We start from the raw sequence: 18,848 nt of genomic DNA, 5'->3' as shown, positions 1-18,848 counted from the left end.
TCGCCTCGATGCATGAAAAAACCTCTCCCGTCAAGGAGAGGTAGTGTATTACTTTGAAACAACTTCAGCGCAGCGAGCACATAGTGTCGGATGATCTGCATGTTGACCAACTGTTTCTGAAATCGTCCAGCAACGTTCACATTTTTCACCTTCAGCAGCAGAAACCACAACAGCTGAATGATCTAGCTGTACAGCCCCGTCTGGAGCTTGTTCAGTCGTTCCAGCAAGTGTGAAACCAGATACGATGAACAGTTGTGCATAATCGATGGAATCGTCCATGAACAAGTCCTTCACGCTGTCTTTTACGAATAGTTGAACGTGTGCTTCGAGTGACTTCCCGATTTGCTTTTCTGCACGTGCCATTTCAAGTGCCTTTAACACATCATCACGCACATCGAGAACTTTTTCCCATTTCGCAACAAGTTCCTTGGCTCCTGGCACTTCTTGTGCTTGTGGCATATCTGTCAACTGAACACTTTCTTGCTGTTCAAAGTCCATATAGCCCCATAGCTCATCTGTTGTATGCGGAAGAACTGGCGTTAATAGTTTCACTAGTGCAACAAGTGCATCGTACATCACTGTTTGCATTGCACGGCGGTCTTTATGGTCTTGTTCGTAGATATACACAACGTCTTTTGCTAAATCTAAGTAGAATGCACTTAGTTCTGTTGACACGAAGTTGTTGATTGTGTGATAAACCGTCGAGAACTCATAGTTTTCATAAGAAGTTATCACTGTTTGAATCATCTGTTGTAATTTTGCATACATATACTGATCTACTTCACGCATGTTTTCAACAGCTACACGGTCAGTTTGCGGATTAAAGTCGTGCACATTTCCGTGTAAAAAGCGCAATGTGTTCCGGATTTTTCGGTACACTTCAGATACTTGTTTCAAGATCGCATCTGATACACGCACATCTGCCGTGTAGTCAACAGATGCTACCCATAAACGAAGGATATCTGCACCTAGCTGATTCATTACTTTCGCTGGGATGATGACATTCCCAATCGATTTACTCATCTTACGCCCTTCACCGTCTAAAACGAATCCGTGGCTTAGAAGTCCTTTATATGGTGCATGTCCAAACATCGCCACACTAGTGATTAATGAAGAGTTAAACCATCCACGGTATTGATCTGACCCTTCTAAGTAAAGATCTGCTGGGAACTGTAGGTCTTCACGTTCTGCCAACACACCTTGGTGTGTAGAACCAGAGTCAAACCAAACGTCCATGATATCTAGCTCTTTCGTAAACTTTCCATTTGGACTAGCCTCATGCGTGTAGCCTGCTGGTAATAAATCTTTTGTGTCCCACTCGAACCAGATGTTAGAGCCATGTTCTCTAAATAATTCTGAAACGTATTGGATTGTTTGCTCTTCGATGATTGGCTCTCCGTTTTCAGCGTAAAACACTGGAATTGGAACACCCCATACACGCTGACGAGAAATATTCCAGTCGCCTCGATCACGAATCATGTTGAATAAACGAGTCTCACCCCATGCCGGTGTGAACTTAGTATCACGAATTGCTTGTAACAACTCACCGCGGAATGCTTCAACAGATGCAAACCATTGGGTTGTCGCACGGTAGATGACGGGTTTTTTTGTACGCCAGTCATGTGGATACGAATGCGTGAAGAATGTTAGTTTCTCTAAAGCGCCCGCTTCGTCTAAAGCTTGCGTAATCGGCTTATTTGCTTCGTCATAGAACAACCCTTCAAATCCTGGAGCTTCTGCTGTCATGACACCACGATCGTCTACTGGACACAATACGTCTAAACCATATTGTTTTCCTACGTGGAAGTCATCTTCCCCGTGTCCTGGTGCTGTATGAACACAGCCTGTACCAGACTCAGTCGTCACATGTTCGCCAAGCATAACGAGTGACTCGCGGTCATAGAGTGGGTGTTTCGCAACAATGCGGTCGAATTGTTTTCCTTCGAAAGTTTGCTCGACCTCATAGGCTTCCCATCCAAGCTCTTTGCTCACTTCTTCTAACAAGTCTTTTGCGATGACAAATGATTTTTCGTTCGCACGTACTTGTACATACGTGAAGTCAGGATGAACAGAGATTCCGAGGTTTGCAGGAATTGTCCAAGGTGTCGTCGTCCAGATGATGAAGCGAACGCCTGCATCTAAAACGCCTTTACCATCCGTCACTTCGAAACTCACATAGATTGAAGGTGATTTCTTGTCTTTGTATTCAATTTCCGCTTCAGCAAGTGCCGATTCTGATGAAGGTGACCAATAAACGGGTTTCAATCCTTTATAGATATAGCCTTTTTTCGCCATTTCACCAAAGACTTGGATTTGTCGTGCTTCAAATTTCGGCTCTAGTGTCACATATGGATTATCCCAATCCCCTGTCACACCGATACGCTTGAACTGCTCACGCTGGTTATTGATTTGCTCATATGCATACTCTTCACAGAGTTTACGGAACTCAGCAACTGTCATTTCTTTGCGCTTTACACCTTTATTCGTTAACGCTTGTTCAATTGGTAGACCATGCGTGTCCCAACCTGGAACATATGGCGCTTGGAAGCCAGACATCGATTTATAACGTACAATCATGTCCTTTAACACTTTATTCAATGCGTGACCGATGTGTAAATCTCCGTTCGCGTAAGGAGGGCCATCGTGCAAAATGAATTTTGGACGGTCTTTTGTGCGCTCTAAATTTTTGGCATAGATTTCTTTTTCTTTCCACATTTCTTGGATTTGAGGTTCTTTCGTTGGAAGACCTCCACGCATGGGGAAGTCTGTTTTTGGCATGCGTAACGTTGATTTATAATCCATAGTTATCTCTCCTTTTTTTGACAAACAAAAAATCTCCGCCCCTTGGAAAGGGACGAAGATCATCGCGGTACCACCCTAATTGCAGATTGCTCTGCCACTTAGATGACCGTAACGTGGTCGAACGGGACTAGTTGTCTAGTCCGGCTCAAAAGTGATAGGCATTGTTTTAAAGGTCCGTCCAGGCTCTCACTATCCCTGAATCGCTTGTTTTCTTTTTAAAACTGCCGTCTTTGTCAGTGCCTTTTTTCTATGTGCTAATTATAAAGAGTGTTGTATGTATCGTCAAGACGTCAAACTTCTTCAGCTGTGATGCGCTCAAGCGACGTTGTATCAACATCTGTTTCCATCAAGTGGTCCCAGTCATCTGTATTGATCAACTCAAGTTGCGCTTCCACTAGCATCTTGAAGCGGTTTCTAAACACTTTAGATTGCTTTTTTAGCTCCTCGATTTCAAGAGCGATTTTACGCGCTTTTGTTAACGATTCGTTTAAAATGCGATCTGCGTTCTTCTCAGCTTCTTTGACGATGAGTTTCGCTTCTTTTTGCGAGTTGCGTCGTACTTCTTCAGCCGCTTCTTGAGCAACGACGATAGATTTTTGAAGCGTCGTCTCAATTGTTGTAAAATGACCGACACGCTCTGTAGTAGATTTCAATTGTGCTTCTAACTCTTTCTTTTCACGGATCAGTGTTTCGAAGTCTTTCATTACTTGCTCTAGAAATTCGTTGACCTCATCTTCACTATACCCACGAAATGATTTGCTGAAGACTTTTTGGTTAATATCTAAAGGTGTTAATGGCATATTTACAGCTCCTTTATCAAGTATGGCTATCTAGTATTATACCGTTCACGGACTAGGAAATCAGTACAATTTCATAAAAATTCAACTTTTTTGCTCGAGCTTCGCGAGTTGTAAGCGAATTTTTTCTTTTTTTGTACGTCCCTCAATCAATCCTACCTGGAAACGACCGAATGTTCGGAGTGAAACCATATCCGATTCGTTCACTTGAAACGCGATATCTTCGACTACCGACCAATTGACTTTCACTTTGCCACCTTTAATAAATGCAGCGGCCTTTTGTCTAGAAATCGACCAAGCGGACGCCAAAACTGTATCCAATCGCATGGAACTCACGATATGTAGTTCGTCGACATATGTTTCCGGTTCGATAAAGACAACTTCATCTGAAGAGAGATCTTCAACTTGGACTTTTACTTTTCCAATAGACGTTAAGTTTGTTTTTACGTAATCAACGATTTCAGCTGCGACAGCAATTTGAACAAGTCCATCTTGCAACCGGATGTCACCAAATTTTGAACGGTCAAGTCCCAGCGACATCAATGATCCGAGAACATCGGAATGTTTTAATGTTACGAATTTAATCGGATAGGATACTTTCACTAATTGAATTTGTGCATCTTCTAGTGCTGCTTCGTAATACGATGGCGCAACGAGCATACGTTGTCTTTCTGCACCATCAAATCCACCAAATGTGAACCCTATCAAGTCTCGTTGACGATAAAGCGTTTCAACGATAAAGCGTTGACGAGGATCAAGAAAATCTGTCAGTTTTGGCGCATAGCGGTCCTCGACATCGCGTGTCAGGCTAATCATGGCTTCAATAAATGGTTGTTCTTCTTTTCGAAAATGCTGGAAGATGCTGTCCATAGGTGTTCTCTCCTCATTGAAAAATCGCCCCACGGCTTTATAGCTCGTGGGGCGCATCTTTGCTTATTAGAAAATCCAGTATAGTACTTGAGTTAATCCTCGAAACGCAATCTGTAAAGCGAAAATTGCAATAATCGGTGATAGATCAATCATTCCAATTGGTGGAATGATACGGCGGAAGATTGACAAGTATGGTTCAACAACTGCAGCTAAAAAATTTCCGATTGCAGACTGTTGTAAACTTGGAATCCAAGACATGATGATGTAGCCAAGAATCATGAAAAGGTAAATATTCATGACTGAATATAAAATTGAAACTAAAAATGCAACTGACATGAAAGGCAATTCTCCTTACTTATTGATGTTCATCATAATAGTAGTCAGATATAGCTCCGTCTACTTCTATGGTATCTGGTGCACACAGGAATATATCTGTGCCAATACGCTGTATATCTCCACCTAAAGCGTACACTGTTCCGCTTAAAAAGTCGATGATTCTGATTCCTTGCTCCTTATCAATTCGTTGCAAGTTCACAATAACTGCCCGTTTGCCTTTTAAATGTTCTGAGATGTCTTGCGCTTCCGCATAAACACGCGGTTCAATTAAAATCACTTTTGAAGATTTTTGTACATTTTGAATACTCACTAGTTGAGGTGAAGTTTGTGGAGCACTTGAGATTTTACGTTCTCTCACAGATTTCACAGGTTGTTGTTTCGGTTGTGCTGCTGGTTGTTCTTTTTGTTTTGTCTGTTGCATATCTTGCTCTTCTTCTTCATCCAGTAAAAAAAATGAATTGAACCATTTTTTCATCGTCTCACTCCTTTAAACTTCCTACTAGTGCTGTTCCTATTCTGATAAAGGTTGCACCTTCTTCAACGGCTAGTTCGTAATCGCCTGACATCCCCATAGATAACTCTTTAAATTCAGGTCCAAGATTTTCTCGAAGTTCATCACGAAGCAGACGCAATTGATGGAACTGTTGTTTAATTTCTTCACGACTCGCTTCTAGCGGTGCCATGGTCATTAAGCCGACCAGCTCAACTTTATCCATTGGTTTAACTTGTTCTATAAAGTCCCGAACATCCTTTACCGCTAATCCATGTTTCGAGTCCTCACCGGAAACGTTGACTTGAATAAAACATTTCACAGGTTTTGTGGCACGTTTTTGGATTTCTTGCGCCAAACTCATTCGATCAAGTGAATGTAAGAAATCAATATGGTCAATGACATCTCGTACTTTACGAGTCTGGAGTGAGCCTATAAAGTGCCAAACTGGTTCGTGTCCAAACGCTTCCACTTTTGGTAAAAAACCTTGAGGTCGGTTCTCACCTAAATGCTGTAGGCCAGCATCAAGAACGATTCGTGTTTGTTCGACAGATAATTGTTTCGTCACGGCAATGATTTCAACTTGATGAGCAGGCGTTTGTTTTGCTTGTTCTATTAGTGAATGAATGTTTTTAAGTTGCTGCTGTATCATACGGTACCCAACTTTACTTAGTGTTTTGTTAATTGTACCAATCTAGAAGCGTTTAATCAATGCTCGTACGGTTGACAAAGATGAAATCAGAACCAACGGAAGAGATTTCATGTACAGCTATCAATTTCGCATCTGCAGGCTTTTGAAAGAACTTTGAAGAAGCACTGACATAGTAGCCTTCGATTTTCCCAGTTTGCGGATTAATCATCGCATCTTGAATATAACCAATTAGTTGACGGGAACTTGTTCGATCAGTAATTTTTTTGTAAATCCGAAAAATACACACTATCACCTCCCTTTAGTATATGAGTGCTGGCGTTTTTTCACGACAAAAAAACTCGTCATAGTAAGGACGGGTTAAAGGTCATGCTGCAAAGCACTGTATGCACTTTTTTGTGTGATATGACAACAGAGTACTGCGGCCGATTCGTAGACAACAGATAGCAAAAATCACGGCTCCGATTGTCCAAAGCGGAGACTGTTGGTAAATTCTTGATGGTGCTAAACTTGTCAGAGTAAGCGTAAATACCTCTCTTTTTCACGACAAAAAAATCAGTACTTTTTCTCGGATAAACCAAGAAAAAGTACTGATTTGTATATACCTTAAACTTATTATCGACGATTACGGTTTCGTAAGAAAGTCGGAATGTCTAAAGCGTCTTCTTCCTTAAATGAAGGCTGTTGCGGACGTTCTTGCACTGGCTCTTCTTCATAACGTGTTTCACGTTGTGGTGCTGCTTGCGGCGCAGGAGTTGCTGCAGGGCGCTTCATACCACCGCCTGCCATACGTGGCTGACGTTGTGTAAGAATCTCCTCGTTAAAACCAGTTGCAATCACAGTTACAACGATTTGGTCTTCTAAATCATCATTAATTACAGAACCGAAAATCATGTTGACTTCCTCATCAGAAGCACTTGCCACGATATCTGCAGCTTCTTGCACTTCAAATAGGGACAAGTTCGATCCACCTGTAATATTCATCAAGACACCTTTTGCTCCATCGATGGACGTTTCAAGAAGTGGACTTGAAATTGCTTTTTTAGCTGCTTCTGCTGCGCGGTTCTCCCCAGAAGCAATCCCGATCCCCATTAACGCAGATCCTTTATTAGACATAATTGTTTTTACATCTGCAAAGTCTAAGTTGATAAGTCCTGGAACAGCAATCAAGTCTGAAATACCTTGTACACCTTGACGAAGAACGTTATCCGCTTCACGGAAAGCTTCAAGCATCGGTGTATTTTTATCTACGATTTCAAGTAGACGATCATTTGGAATGACAATCAGCGTATCAACCGCTTCTTTCATCATAGAAATCCCGCCAACGGCCTGAGTTGAGCGTTTGCGACCCTCGAATGTAAATGGACGTGTCACAACACCTACTGTTAATGCGCCTAATTCTTTTGCGATTTGAGCAATAACAGGTGCCGCACCCGTACCCGTTCCACCACCCATTCCAGCAGTAACGAATACCATGTCTGCTCCACGAAGTGCTTCTTCGATTTGCTCTTTGCTTTCTTCAGCAGCTTTACGACCGACTTCTGGGTTTGCACCTGCACCAAGACCACGTGTCAATTTTCCACCAATTTGCAGTTTCACTGGTGCTTTTGACATATTTAATGCTTGTGCATCTGTATTCACGGCAATAAAGTCTACACCTTGTACACCGTGTTCAATCATGCGGTTAACCGCGTTGTTTCCGCCGCCACCGACTCCAATTACTTTGATAATTGCTAAAGATTCATCATTCGTTTCAAAATGTAACATGCAATTGCCTCCTATAGTAGATTGCCGGTTTTTTATTCAAAGAACCGGTCGAAAAATTGTTTGATTTTTGTCATGCCGCTTTCTTTTGGCTCTTGATCTTCTGTTTTTTTCGGTTTTGCTTTTTGTTTTGGCTTGGACAGGGTAGCTGTGTCTTGACGAGCAGCTACTGCACTTGATGTAGTATTCGACAAACCATAATATAAATCCTCTTTATAAATGTACTGGATAAGTCCAATCGCAGTAGAGAATTGCGGCTCACGTACGCCGATATAATCTGGCGTGTAAATACGGACACGTGTCTGTAGCACGTGGCGTGCAAGTTGGGCTAATCCTTCAAGCTTAGATACGCCACCACTCAGTACAATACCACCCGGTAAGTCGCGTACACCGATGCGGTAAAGTTCTTCCATAATCATCTCAAAAAGTTCTTCAAGTCGAACACCAATAATTTCAGAGATGTATTTCTGAGAATATTGTTCACGCATATCTGCTCCAATGACTGGAACTTCAAACAGTTCATCTTCAGAAGCATCATCATAAAATGCATGTCCATAATGACGTTTGATTTCTTCAGCATGTTCCGTTGGTGTCTTTAAAACAATGCTCAAATCTTTGGTCATATGATCGCCACCGACAGGAATAGTAGATGTGTGCGTCAAGTGTCCATCACGGAATACCGCAATCGTTGTCGCTCCACCACCGATATCGATATAAGCAGTGCCATGATTACGCTCATCTTCTGAGAGCGCAAATTGACCAGCTGCTAATGGCTGTAAGTAAATTTCACGAATCTGTAGACCTGCACGCTCTACGCAGCGCAGGAGATTATGTAAAATTGTCTTAGATGTTGTGATCATGTTGGCATCGACTTCAAGGCGTGTACCAATCATACCTCGTGGGTCGCTTATTTCCTCTACTCCGTCTAACACGTATTGCACGGGAATTATGTTCAGGTATTCTCGCTCTGGTGGAATCGACATCACTTTTGCTGAGTCGAGCACGCGCTCTAAATCTTTTCCTGTTACTTCTTTGTCTTCCGACTGGACAGCCACGACACCTTTCACATGGTGAATGGATGCTTGACTCGCTGGAATCCCTAGTACAACTTCACGTATTTCCATCCCTGCCATACGTTCGGCTTCTTGTACTGCTTTTTTAATAGATTGTACTGTGGCATCGATATCTACGATGGCTCCTTTACGGATACCTGTCGATTTTGCGTTGCCTACTCCGATAATATGAATAATTTGATTATTGATTTCTCCGATTACCACTTTAATTGATGATGAACCAATGTCCAGTGATACGTATAATTCTGATGAATTCACTATGTGGCACCTCCTAAAAAGGTATATACTTCTCATTTTAGAGTAAAGACCTTGTAAAGTCTAAATGTTTCTTACTAGTCAAACAATTATTTTATTTTGTAGAGACGTTTTTTTCTGCAAAACGAGAAAGCAAGATTCGTCTAATAACCGCAATGTTTTGAAATAAACGAACACCGAAAGCAAAAATCGCTGCCAAATATAGGTCTACTCCTAGGTGCACGCCTAAAAAAGCGAGTGCTGCAGCTAACGCAATATTAAAGAAAAACCCTGAGACAAATACTTTGTCATCGTATACTTGTTGCAGTTGTGCTCGAATCCCTCCAAAGAGTGTATCGAGGGCTGCTAAAACTGCAATCGAAAGGTAATTTTCATATGCAGCAGGAATTTGAAAGTCTGTCATAAAACCAAGAACTATACCAAGTAACAGACCTAGCAGTGGTAGCCACATAATTAATTCCCTTCCTTCCATTCTGTAAGATGTGTGACAGCCACTGGCTGATCATATCCAACTAAAGTCAACTCACTCACCGGTTCTGCAATCGCAAGTTCATAGTTTTCAATATAAAAATCATCCGCTAAACCACTTGCACGTATTTGAGCTATCATTCGCTCCGTGGTCTCTAGGGAGTCTGTGGCGATTTTGATTTCGAATGGTGCAGAAGCAATCGGTAATGTATTTACTGTAGTTCGTCCATTAATATCGCGGATCGCACTGCTATAAATGAGGCGCTTTCCATCAATCTCAATTGCTTTTGCTTGGAAACGATTCATTTCATTAACAAACCGAACCAACAGCTCAGGCGACAACGGATTGATAGTAAACCCAAATGCTATAGCTTCAGCAGAAGGATTGACTGTGATAACGACGCCTGGCCCTGTGTAAGGATCTAATCCGATTTCTTCTCGCAACTGACCGATTGTCTGCTCAACCAGACGCTCAGGTCGCTCAGCAGACTCTGTCTCGTATTGCGCTGCAAGTTGTTGCGCCTCACGAATTCGTGTAAGCAGTTCAGAATGATACGTCGCTTCTGTTGTCAACTCTTTACGAATCTCCCAAATATCCCGCGTATCTCTTTCCTCAGGACTTTGAATCGAATTGTATTGCACAGCGAGCATAAAGCCGATGATAAAGAGGATGAGTGTGAAACGTGAAATTCCTTTTTTCATACAACCTCTCCTATTATGACCCGGAGTGCATCGATTGCATCACGAGCTCACTCAATTTTTGTGTTTCTATACGAATTTGTTCTGTTCGTAACTGGTCTAAAATTCCACCTGATAATTCTGCGGCATCTGCTAAAGTTTCCGGATTTCCGATTGCCTCAATCACAAATGGCGCGGGAAAGGTCTCACCGTCTACTGTAATAACGGGTCCTGTACACCGAATATAACTGGTCTCGTGGATTCGCTTACCATTTACACTGATGGCCTCTGCCCCTGCAATTTTCAACTCATTGATCACCATGTAGACATGTCCCTCATGTACGATGTAATCGTTTGGATTGACTTGATTTGGATCATATTCCCCATCTTGCAACTCCACCTTGTATCCAGGTCCCTTTACAGCGACTTCACCTGTAAGTAGTCGCAACGCCTCAGCAGTTTTTACAAGTTCCTCTAATGACGAGGTATTGCTACCTGCCTGTTGTTCATATTCTCGTATCTTTGTCTGTACAGCTTGGAGTTCTTCTGACAATTCCTTATTTCGCTCTTTTTGCTGAATCAACTGCTCTCGAACTTCTTCTGTTTGGTTAAAGGTGATTAAATCCACTTGTTCAGCAGACCGTTGTTGAGAAAGACTGTAGCTAAATGCCAAAATAAATCCGAGCGTGAGACTGACGAGAGAAAGTAAAATCTTGCCTCTATTCGTTTTCTTGTTGTTCATCGAGTTCTACTTCTTCTCCTTCCCCGCCGTAAATACTAGAATAACTTTCAAAAAACGTACCGACTTCCATATCGACAATCCCTTTTTCTCCAACAGGAATTTGTTGAAGTACAGAGGGATAAAACGATAATTTTTCAGAGAAATCAAGGGCACTGACAATAACTGTATTGCCGTCGTTCATGTAAAGGGTTACTAGGTTAGGGTCCGACGCACTAGGTGTAGAAGCAATTTCAGAAATTAAAAGGCGAGTTTGTTGCGTTAGTTTCCCCAGCTCCGAAATCAACTTTTGTTCTACCTCTTTATTGTCAAAGTTTTGTAATGCAGGTCCAAAAAGACTGCCTGCAAATTGTGCGCTCATCTCTTCTCCGTTTTCCAGAAGTAATAGAGAATCATCAGTTTGTCGAAATGCAACGGGCTGATATTCCGATACTGTAACGACAACTTCAGACCATCTTTTACGGGAGACTTCTGCCTGTTCGATTCCAGGAGACTCTACTAAGAGGTCTTCTATGGCAGACGCACGAAATGACCATAACGACTGACCGATTTCTAATGATGAGGCATCCAGTAATTGTTGCTCGTCTACTATGTATGTCCCCTCTACTGTAATTTGCTGAATCTTACTAATAGAAGATTGCAAATAGAGTACTAGGAGCAATACCGTAAAGAAAAGAAACAGAAGAATAGAAAAGGTAAATGTCATTCTGCGTTTTCTTTTTCTTCTAAGGGCAGGTATACGATCTTCGATGTCGATTAGTTTTTCCATTCTTCCGCCTCCCTTCCTTGTATATAAAGTGTAGTAATCAGTGCTGTAATCATCCAGCATGTAACGAGTGACGAGCCGCCGTAACTGATAAAAGGTAACGTTACACCCGTAACCGGCAATAGACCGGTGACAACACCTAAATTGACAGTTGTTTGTACGATCATAAGTACCACAAACTCCCCATACTACTCCTGAAAAAATAAGTCGGATGGAAATACCAGAAAGAAAAAGCAAGGCACTACATGTCGCTACAACGAGAAATGTGGAGCCAAAATCAGGCTGTATCATAAAAAGTACACAAGGTAGCAAAATGACTACGCCAATTTTCCAATGGGAAGTTTTCTTGTAAATAAGAGCACTTGTATAAAGTAGCGTCGTGATTTTTGTAAATTCTGCCGGTTGAAAGTAGAAACCTTCGAGTGTCACCCATCCTCGTTCCCCATTTCGGACAATTCCGAGGCCAGGAATCCATACGGTCAACGCAACAAGAATACCTAGCCCATATAAAATGGTGATCAAGCTTTTGGTGAGACGCACTCGCCTAACAGAGAAGAAAGCAAAAACTCCAATACATGCAAACACGCACTGCTTCACCCAAAACGGCAAGCTTGATGAATAATGGACGGCCGACCAATAGCTGCCGGCACTGGCAATGTAAAAAATGCCAAGAGTCGTTAAAATCCCACTTATAAAGAAAAGTGTAGTCTTTGCTTGCTCATAGAGCACTTCGTCATCCTTTCGCTATCAGTTGGTCTACTAAATGAATAAATTCATCTCCTCGGATTTCAAAGCTCTCATACTGATCCCAGCTTGCAGAAGCCGGTGATAGCAAAACCACATCTTGCGGTGCCGACAACTCCACTGCTTTTGAAAAAGCATCTGCTAAATTCTCGAACGGAAAGGCAAGTACGTCATGCATTTTTGCAAACTGTTGCAGACGCTCAGAAGTTTCTCCAAAGTGACAAATAGCCTTGATGGATGGTAGATAAGGAATCAGCTCATCAAAGGAATGGTGCCGTTCTTTTCCGCCTGCAAGAAGAATGACAGGTCGTGTAAAACCTTCTAAAGCACTTTTTGTCGCCAATGCATTCGTTGCTTTTGAATCATTGTAGAACAGGCGGTCGTTCCATTCGCCAACATATTGTGTTCTATGTTTTACTCCTGCAAATGTAGAAACAGTATCACGAATCTGTTCGAGTGGTGCACCGACTAGAAGTGCAGCAGCAGTCGCTGCCAATACATTTTCTAGGTTATGTTTTCCTGGCAGACGAATCTCTTCTCTCTTATAAAGAGGTTCGCCTTTCCAATACACCCATTCTGCATCTGCACTGATCCCATTTGCATTTTTGGCAGATACATAAAACGGTAGGAGTGTCGTATTCAACTTTTCTGCCCGCTCTGCAAGAACTGGTTGTTCTGCGTTGTAAATCAGGAAGTCTTCAGATGTCTGATTTTTAGCAACTGTCAATTTTGCGTCAATATACTCTTCCAAATCAGAATGATAATCAAGATGCGCTTCATAGATATTCGTAATAATCGCAATCGAAGGTTTTAATTTTACCGTACCCATGAGTTGAAAAGATGACAGCTCTGTTACGATAATATTATTTTTTGTAGCATCCTTAGCAACAGACGTCGCAACTGTACCAATGTTCCCTGCAACAAGCGGTTGTAGTGGGCCTTTTGCTAGCATTTCTGCAACTAAAGTTGTTGTCGTTGTTTTTCCGTTTGATCCAGTGATACCAATCATTTGTGCTTCACTAATACGATACGCAAGCTCAATTTCCGTCCAAATTGGAATTTCTCGCTTTTTTGCTTCCTGCAAGACAGGATTTGAGTAAGGAATACCAGGGTTTTTGACAATCAAAGAGAATCCTTCGTCCAATAAATTTTCAGGGTGACTACCACAAATCACTGTCATTCCCTGTTTTAATAACTGTTGTGCATGGTCGTTTTGTTCAAAAGGTTTTGCATCGTTGACTGTAACAAATGCCCCCAACTCATGAAGCATTTCAGCTGCAGCTGTCCCACTTTTGGCAAGCCCTAAAACTAGCACTTTTTGGTGACGTAATTCTTTTATATGGTTCATACAAAGACCTCCAGCATTAGGACAACAAGAGCTGCAACAAATCCAACTGTCCAGAATACATATACAACTTTTTGTTCCGACCAACCCGAAAGTTCAAAGTGATGATGGATTGGGCTCATTTTGAAAATACGCTTTCCTCTTGTTTTAAAGCTTATTACTTGCAAGATAACTGACGCCGTTTCCACTACGAAAATAATTCCGACCAGCAGAAGGAGAAGCTCAAGTTTTAGAATGATTGAAAGCATCGCTAATGCTCCACCTAGAGCTAGTGAGCCTGTGTCCCCCATAAATACTTTGGCAGGGTTTTTATTGAACAGTAAGAATCCTAAAAGTGCCCCAGTAACTGAAAACGCAAAAATTGCTGCATCGTTTTGATTGTAAAGCACTGCAAGTATTCCAAATGTCGCAAATGCAATAGAAGCTGTCCCGCTCACAAGACCATCTAGACCGTCTGACAAATTGACAGCATTAGAGAATCCTACAAGCCAAAAAACAATAAATGCTACATAAACTAGTCCAAAGTCTATAGACCAAGATGTAAATGGAATTGCAATCGATGTATCAAAAGGTCCTAACTGCAGTAAGAAATAAGCTGCAATAGAGAAAACGATTTGACCAATCAGCTTTTGAAGTGATGTCAGACCAAGGTTTCGCTTCATCACGACTTTAATAAAGTCATCAAGAAAACCAAGTACTCCAAAACCAACTAAAACTAACAATAGAACAACCGTCTGTGTTGTAAGTGTATCCGTGAAATACGATATTCCGAGCGTTGTTACAACAATTGCCACAAGAAAAATCAAGCCCCCCATTGTCGGCGTTCCTGCTTTTTTCATGTGTGATTGTGGCCCTTCTTCACGGATACTTTGACCAAATTTCATTCTTCTTAAATAAGGAATAAAAATAGGGGCAAGTAGTGCTGAAATCATAAATCCTAGCGCAATGGTTAGTGTGATAAATAGTAATGACATAGTGAGACTCCTTTAATTAATTCGTGTAGAGATGCAGTGTATAAGGCGGTTTTGATGAGCTACCCGCTTTTGGAAGTTAATCAATCACCTGGTCTCCATCTCCATGCCAAATCAAGTTGAATTGGTGTAACTGTGGTGTAATTTCTTTTTTAGTTTGGCCGATCAAGTTCGGGACTTCAAGTTCTCGCATTTCATCCCACGACCGCTCTTTTTCATGGATACGTGGAGAATCTTTAGCCAGCACTTCAAACAATTCCCCTACAATCGGGGCTGCAATCGTTCCGCCAAACTGACTAGGTCCTTTAGGTCCATCAATTGCGATGTAGATCAAGTACTCAGGTTCATCAATCGGAGCAAAACCGATAAATGACACAATATAGTCCCCATCAACATACTACCCGTTTTCGACCTATACGCTTTCTGATTCAAGAATCCATACTGCCAAAATTGAATATACAGCACTTTCAACAGAATGGCTAGAAAGACCATAATTACCGCAATTGCGAGAAATTTTGTACGACCAGTAGAAATAAAATTCCCTCCTGAAGCACTATATGATTACAGGAGTAGGTTATTCCCCTTCAACCGGTTCTTCAATAGGTTCTCCTTCGACCTCTATCGGTTCACTCGTATACACTTCTTCAGGACTGCCAAGTTCAATAACTAAAGGTGTGTCAGGGTTCAACACAGTTCCCGGTGTGACACTTTGACGAATCACAAATCCACTTCCTGTCATTTCAATTGGATACCCGGTAAATTCTTTGAATACGCGCACTTCACGAGAGGACCATCCTGTCATATCCGGTAAACCGCTCTCGCCTTGAGATTTCAAAAATACTTTCGTACCCGTGACAACAGGTGTTCCTTCTGTTGGGAATTGTTCAGTTACTGCACCTTCTGCACCAACTGTCACAACTTCCAAGCCTTGTGCTTGCAGTGTTGATTGAACTGTCGCAACGTCTTGGCCTGCATAATCTTCTAATTCGATGCGCTGACGTTCTACTGTTTCATCTGGTGAGATATTCATGTATTTTAATGAATTCTCTGTGACATAGTTAAAGATGTAGGAAGTCGGATCCGATCCCACTTCTGTAGCTTCAATTTTAGGTTTATGCACAGCTACATAGACGATTAATTCTGGGTCTTCGACAGGTGCCATTCCTAAAAATGAATAAAGGAACAATTGACGCCCCCATAAGTAGTTTCCATTTGAATCTGGAATTTGAGCAGTACCTGTCTTTCCAGCAGATGTGTACGAATCCAGTTTGAACTTTTGCGCAGTTCCTTTTTCACTCGTAACAGTACTCGCAAGGATGTCTTTCACTTGGTTTGCAGTAGCAGCTGAGATAGGTGACTCTTTTGAAACGGGTTCATGGTTGAGTAGTTTTTCACCTGTGTTTGGATCTACAATTTCATCAATGATATACGGTTGATACATTGTTCCTTCATTCGCTATAGCCGTCATACCTTGAATAAGCTGAAGCGGTGTGACAGTTGTACCTTGACCGTACGTTGTTGTTAGACGGTTGATCGGGTAGCGGTCACTGATAATACCTGTCGCCTCATTCGGTAGGTCAATTCCCGTCTTTTCCCCAAAACCAAACTCTTTAATGTAGTTGATGAATGTTTCATCTCCTAGTTTCTCAAGCAAATAGGCCATTGAAACGTTAGAAGAACGTTGGAAGCCTTCTAAATAAGTAATACTTCCCCACCCGACGACATTGTGATCATAAATGGTACGGTCGAGCAATTTATAGGATCCTGATTTATACCAAGCATTCGGATCCCACTTGCCTTCTTCAATGGCAGCAGCTAATGTGAAAATTTTCATCGTTGATCCGGGTTCGATCGTGTTTTCCACACTTTCATTTAACCAGTTCGTAGTGAGTCCTTCACGTGTATTAGGATCGAATGTTGGTCGTTGCGTCATCGCTAGAATTTCGCCACTATCGGCTTTGACGACAAGAGCTGTAATTTTTTCAGGTTCATATTGTTCTTGCACATCTGATACAGCTTCTTCTAGGAAGTTTTGAATCGTTCGATCATTCGTTAATTTGACGTCAGCTCCGTGCAGCGGTTCTGTAATCAATTTTTCAGATGAAGGAAGCAACATACCACCTCGGTCTGTTTTGTACTCGACACGACCAGGCGTACCCGTCAAAATTTCATCGTAGATGCGCTCAAGTCCCATTTTTCCGACAAGACGCGTTTTGTTTTCTTCCACATCTTCTTTAATTGCAAAGCCAATTAAGTGGGATGCGAATCGCCCGTTTGTATAGAGACGCTTCAAATCTTTCTCAAAATTAATACCTGGTAAATTCAGCGCTTCAATCGCTTTCATCTCTTGGTGGGAGATATTACGTCCTTCTGCTCCAAATTCTACTTGATAGCGCTCGTTTGTAATTCCATCTTGCAAGCGTGTGGCGATTTCTTCTTTTGGTAAGTCGAGATGTTCACTCAAACGTGTCGCAGTTTCCTCAACATCCAGCACGTGGCGTGGATCATATGCGTGCGCAGTAGCCTCTTCACTAACTACCGCATACAGTTTGTATGTCAACGTATCCTCTGCTAGAACATTGCCATTCCGGTCTTGAATAGTTCCACGATGCGCTTCTAACACTTGCGCGCGACTATATTTTTCTTCCGCACGTTGTTGCAATACCTCACCATTTACTTCTCCCGTGACTTGTATGTAGATAAATCTACCTAATAATAGGAAAAAGAGCCCCCCGTATAGCAGAAATAGCAGGAAGGCTCCCCATTGAAAACGTACTTTTTTGTTCATTCACCAGACACAACCTTCACATTGTTCTCATTTAATGTTAAGCCCAGTTCCTTCGCTTTTAGCCAGATACGCTCGTAGCTTGAAAGTTCAGCGACTTGGATTTCAAGGTCAGTGTTTTCACGGTTTACTGTATCAATTTGTCGTTCCATTTGTTGAATCTGTACATCCACTGCTCGAACTTCGGTTTGTGTTTGAACAATGAAAACCATCAAGACGGCACAGACAGCAACGAATAGAGCAGCCAGCATTTTTTCCCCTTTTGAAATACGTTTGACAGGGGTTTTGTATGTATGTGGTACGGCAGGATTTTGCGGTTGGTGTTGCGGTTGGCTTTGATACTGTCGTAGCGCCATTTAATAACTCCCTTTCTCGTCAAGTTTTTCAATAATTCGTAGTTTCGCAGAGCGTGAACGATTGTTTACAGATAGTTCTTCCTCCGATGGTAAGATGGGTTTTCTCGTAATGAGCTTCATCTTCGGCTGCATCTCTTTTGGAATAACTGGAAGATTCGGTGGAAGTTCTGGAAGACTAGATGCTTCTTTAAACATTGTCTTCACTAAACGATCCTCAAGTGAATGGAATGTAATAACGGAGATACGGCCACCCGGTTTGAGTAACGTAAGGGCACTTTCTAATGACTCTTCCGCCGCTCCTAGTTCATCGTTTACTGCAATGCGAATCGCTTGAAAGATTCGTTTCGCTGGATGTCCACCTGTACGACGCGCTGCAGCTGGAATTCCGCGTTTAATTAAATCGACTAATTCAAATGTAGTTTGGACTGGTTGATTCTCACGTGCACGTTCAATTTCTCGTGCTACTTGTTTAGAAAACTTCTCTTCTCCGTAACGGAAGAAAATTTTGACGAGCTTTTCATAAGGCCAGTCGTTGACTACGTGATAGGCAGTTAATTCACTTGTTTGATCCATGCGCATATCAAGAGGCGCGTCATGATTGTAACTGAAACCACGTTCTGGTGTGTCCAGTTGTGGCGATGAGACACCTAAGTCATAAAGGATACCATCCACTTCTGTTACGCCTAGATTTTCAAGTTCTTCTTTTAAGTTCCGGAAATTTGAGTGTATGAATGTTACACGATGTATGTAGAGTGCAAGTTTTTGTTTTGCATTTTCAATTGCGGTTGTATCTTGATCAAAACAATACAAGTGACCCGCATCGGATAATTGTTGTACTAAGTATTCACTGTGGCCTGCGCCACCTAATGTGCAATCTACGTATATTCCCTCTGGTCGAATCGCTAAACCATCGACTGTCTCAGTAAGTAATACGGTTGTATGGTTGAACAAACGATCCTC

The 18,848-nt window shown here is 41.9% G+C and carries 20 protein-coding genes and 1 pseudogene; all 21 read right to left on the bottom strand.

The features are described 5' to 3' along the window. Positions 1–48: 48 nt before the first annotated feature. The 21 genes and pseudogenes from ileS to rsmH all read right to left on the bottom strand — a co-directional run bounded on the left by ileS (position 49) and on the right by rsmH (position 18,839). The gene (gene ileS / locus JOD03_RS01195; RefSeq protein ID WP_204588990.1) at positions 49–2,802 is read right to left on the bottom strand and encodes an isoleucine--tRNA ligase; all 2,754 of its coding nucleotides are present in this window, start codon (positions 2,800–2,802) and stop codon (positions 49–51) included. 290 nt (positions 2,803–3,092) lie between these two features. Continuing rightward, positions 3,093–3,602, bottom strand: a complete 510-nt coding sequence (locus JOD03_RS01190) for a DivIVA domain-containing protein (RefSeq protein ID WP_204588989.1) — start codon at positions 3,600–3,602, stop codon at positions 3,093–3,095. 81 nt (positions 3,603–3,683) lie between these two features. Beyond that, positions 3,684–4,469, bottom strand: coding sequence for a YlmH family RNA-binding protein (locus JOD03_RS01185; RefSeq protein ID WP_204588988.1), 786 nt, complete (start codon positions 4,467–4,469; stop codon positions 3,684–3,686). Between the two features lie 66 nt (positions 4,470–4,535). Continuing rightward, the gene (locus tag JOD03_RS01180; protein WP_204588987.1) at positions 4,536–4,805 is read right to left on the bottom strand and encodes a YggT family protein; all 270 of its coding nucleotides are present in this window, start codon (positions 4,803–4,805) and stop codon (positions 4,536–4,538) included. A gap of 19 nt (positions 4,806–4,824) precedes the next feature. Then, positions 4,825–5,280, bottom strand: a complete 456-nt coding sequence (locus JOD03_RS01175) for a cell division protein SepF (RefSeq protein WP_204588986.1) — start codon at positions 5,278–5,280, stop codon at positions 4,825–4,827. A 4-nt stretch (positions 5,281–5,284) separates the two neighbouring features. Next, positions 5,285–5,947: a YggS family pyridoxal phosphate-dependent enzyme gene (locus tag JOD03_RS01170; RefSeq protein ID WP_204588985.1), complete on the bottom strand. Its 663-nt coding sequence runs from the start codon at positions 5,945–5,947 to the stop codon at positions 5,285–5,287. Between the two features lie 52 nt (positions 5,948–5,999). Continuing rightward, positions 6,000–6,233, bottom strand: a complete 234-nt coding sequence (locus JOD03_RS01165) for a hypothetical protein (RefSeq protein ID WP_204588984.1) — start codon at positions 6,231–6,233, stop codon at positions 6,000–6,002. A gap of 326 nt (positions 6,234–6,559) precedes the next feature. After that, positions 6,560–7,711: a cell division protein FtsZ gene (gene ftsZ, locus JOD03_RS01160; RefSeq protein WP_204588983.1), complete on the bottom strand. Its 1,152-nt coding sequence runs from the start codon at positions 7,709–7,711 to the stop codon at positions 6,560–6,562. 32 nt (positions 7,712–7,743) lie between these two features. Next, positions 7,744–9,039, bottom strand: a complete 1,296-nt coding sequence (gene ftsA, locus JOD03_RS01155) for a cell division protein FtsA (RefSeq protein WP_204588982.1) — start codon at positions 9,037–9,039, stop codon at positions 7,744–7,746. Positions 9,040–9,130: 91 nt separating this feature from the next. Then, complete coding sequence (locus JOD03_RS01150; protein WP_204588981.1) at positions 9,131–9,487, bottom strand: small basic family protein; 357 nt, start codon at positions 9,485–9,487, stop codon at positions 9,131–9,133. Between the two features lie 2 nt (positions 9,488–9,489). Beyond that, positions 9,490–10,206, bottom strand: a complete 717-nt coding sequence (locus tag JOD03_RS01145; protein WP_204588980.1) for a DUF881 domain-containing protein — start codon at positions 10,204–10,206, stop codon at positions 9,490–9,492. 13 nt (positions 10,207–10,219) lie between these two features. Further along, a complete protein-coding gene (locus tag JOD03_RS01140) occupies positions 10,220–10,924 on the bottom strand; it encodes a DUF881 domain-containing protein (RefSeq protein ID WP_204588979.1) in 705 nt (234 codons plus the stop codon). Beyond that, positions 10,902–11,690: a cell division protein FtsQ/DivIB gene (locus tag JOD03_RS13725; protein ID WP_239584744.1), complete on the bottom strand. Its 789-nt coding sequence runs from the start codon at positions 11,688–11,690 to the stop codon at positions 10,902–10,904. Before JOD03_RS13725 ends, JOD03_RS01140 begins: the two co-directional genes overlap by 23 nt. After that, positions 11,678–11,854 carry an FtsW/RodA/SpoVE family cell cycle protein gene (locus tag JOD03_RS13720; protein ID WP_239584743.1) on the bottom strand — a complete coding sequence of 59 codons (177 nt, stop codon included), beginning with the start codon at positions 11,852–11,854 and terminating at the stop codon, positions 11,678–11,680. The genes JOD03_RS13725 and JOD03_RS13720 overlap by 13 nt, the downstream gene beginning before the upstream one ends. A 22-nt stretch (positions 11,855–11,876) precedes the next feature. Then, positions 11,877–12,416 (bottom strand): annotated as a pseudogene (locus JOD03_RS13900) (FtsW/RodA/SpoVE family cell cycle protein); the annotation flags it as partial. 4 nt (positions 12,417–12,420) lie between these two features. Further along, positions 12,421–13,779, bottom strand: coding sequence for a UDP-N-acetylmuramoyl-L-alanine--D-glutamate ligase (gene murD, locus JOD03_RS01130; protein WP_204588977.1), 1,359 nt, complete (start codon positions 13,777–13,779; stop codon positions 12,421–12,423). Next, complete coding sequence (gene mraY, locus JOD03_RS01125) at positions 13,776–14,750, bottom strand: phospho-N-acetylmuramoyl-pentapeptide-transferase (protein WP_204588976.1); 975 nt, start codon at positions 14,748–14,750, stop codon at positions 13,776–13,778. Before mraY ends, murD begins: the two co-directional genes overlap by 4 nt. A 76-nt stretch (positions 14,751–14,826) precedes the next feature. Next, positions 14,827–15,123, bottom strand: a complete 297-nt coding sequence (locus JOD03_RS01120) for a penicillin-binding transpeptidase domain-containing protein (RefSeq protein ID WP_204588975.1) — start codon at positions 15,121–15,123, stop codon at positions 14,827–14,829. Between the two features lie 198 nt (positions 15,124–15,321). Beyond that, a complete protein-coding gene (locus JOD03_RS01115; protein WP_204588974.1) occupies positions 15,322–17,535 on the bottom strand; it encodes a penicillin-binding protein in 2,214 nt (737 codons plus the stop codon). Beyond that, positions 17,532–17,888, bottom strand: a complete 357-nt coding sequence (gene ftsL, locus JOD03_RS01110; protein ID WP_204588973.1) for a cell division protein FtsL — start codon at positions 17,886–17,888, stop codon at positions 17,532–17,534. Before ftsL ends, JOD03_RS01115 begins: the two co-directional genes overlap by 4 nt. Then, positions 17,889–18,839, bottom strand: a complete 951-nt coding sequence (rsmH, locus tag JOD03_RS01105) for a 16S rRNA (cytosine(1402)-N(4))-methyltransferase RsmH (protein WP_204588972.1) — start codon at positions 18,837–18,839, stop codon at positions 17,889–17,891. It abuts the gene before it with no gap. Between the last annotated feature and the right edge of the window lie 9 nt (positions 18,840–18,848).

It is taken from the genome of Chryseomicrobium aureum (assembly GCF_016909155.1).
Lineage (GTDB): Bacteria > Bacillota > Bacilli > Bacillales_A > Planococcaceae > Chryseomicrobium > Chryseomicrobium aureum.
This window is presented reverse-complemented; position numbering and strand designations above follow the sequence as displayed.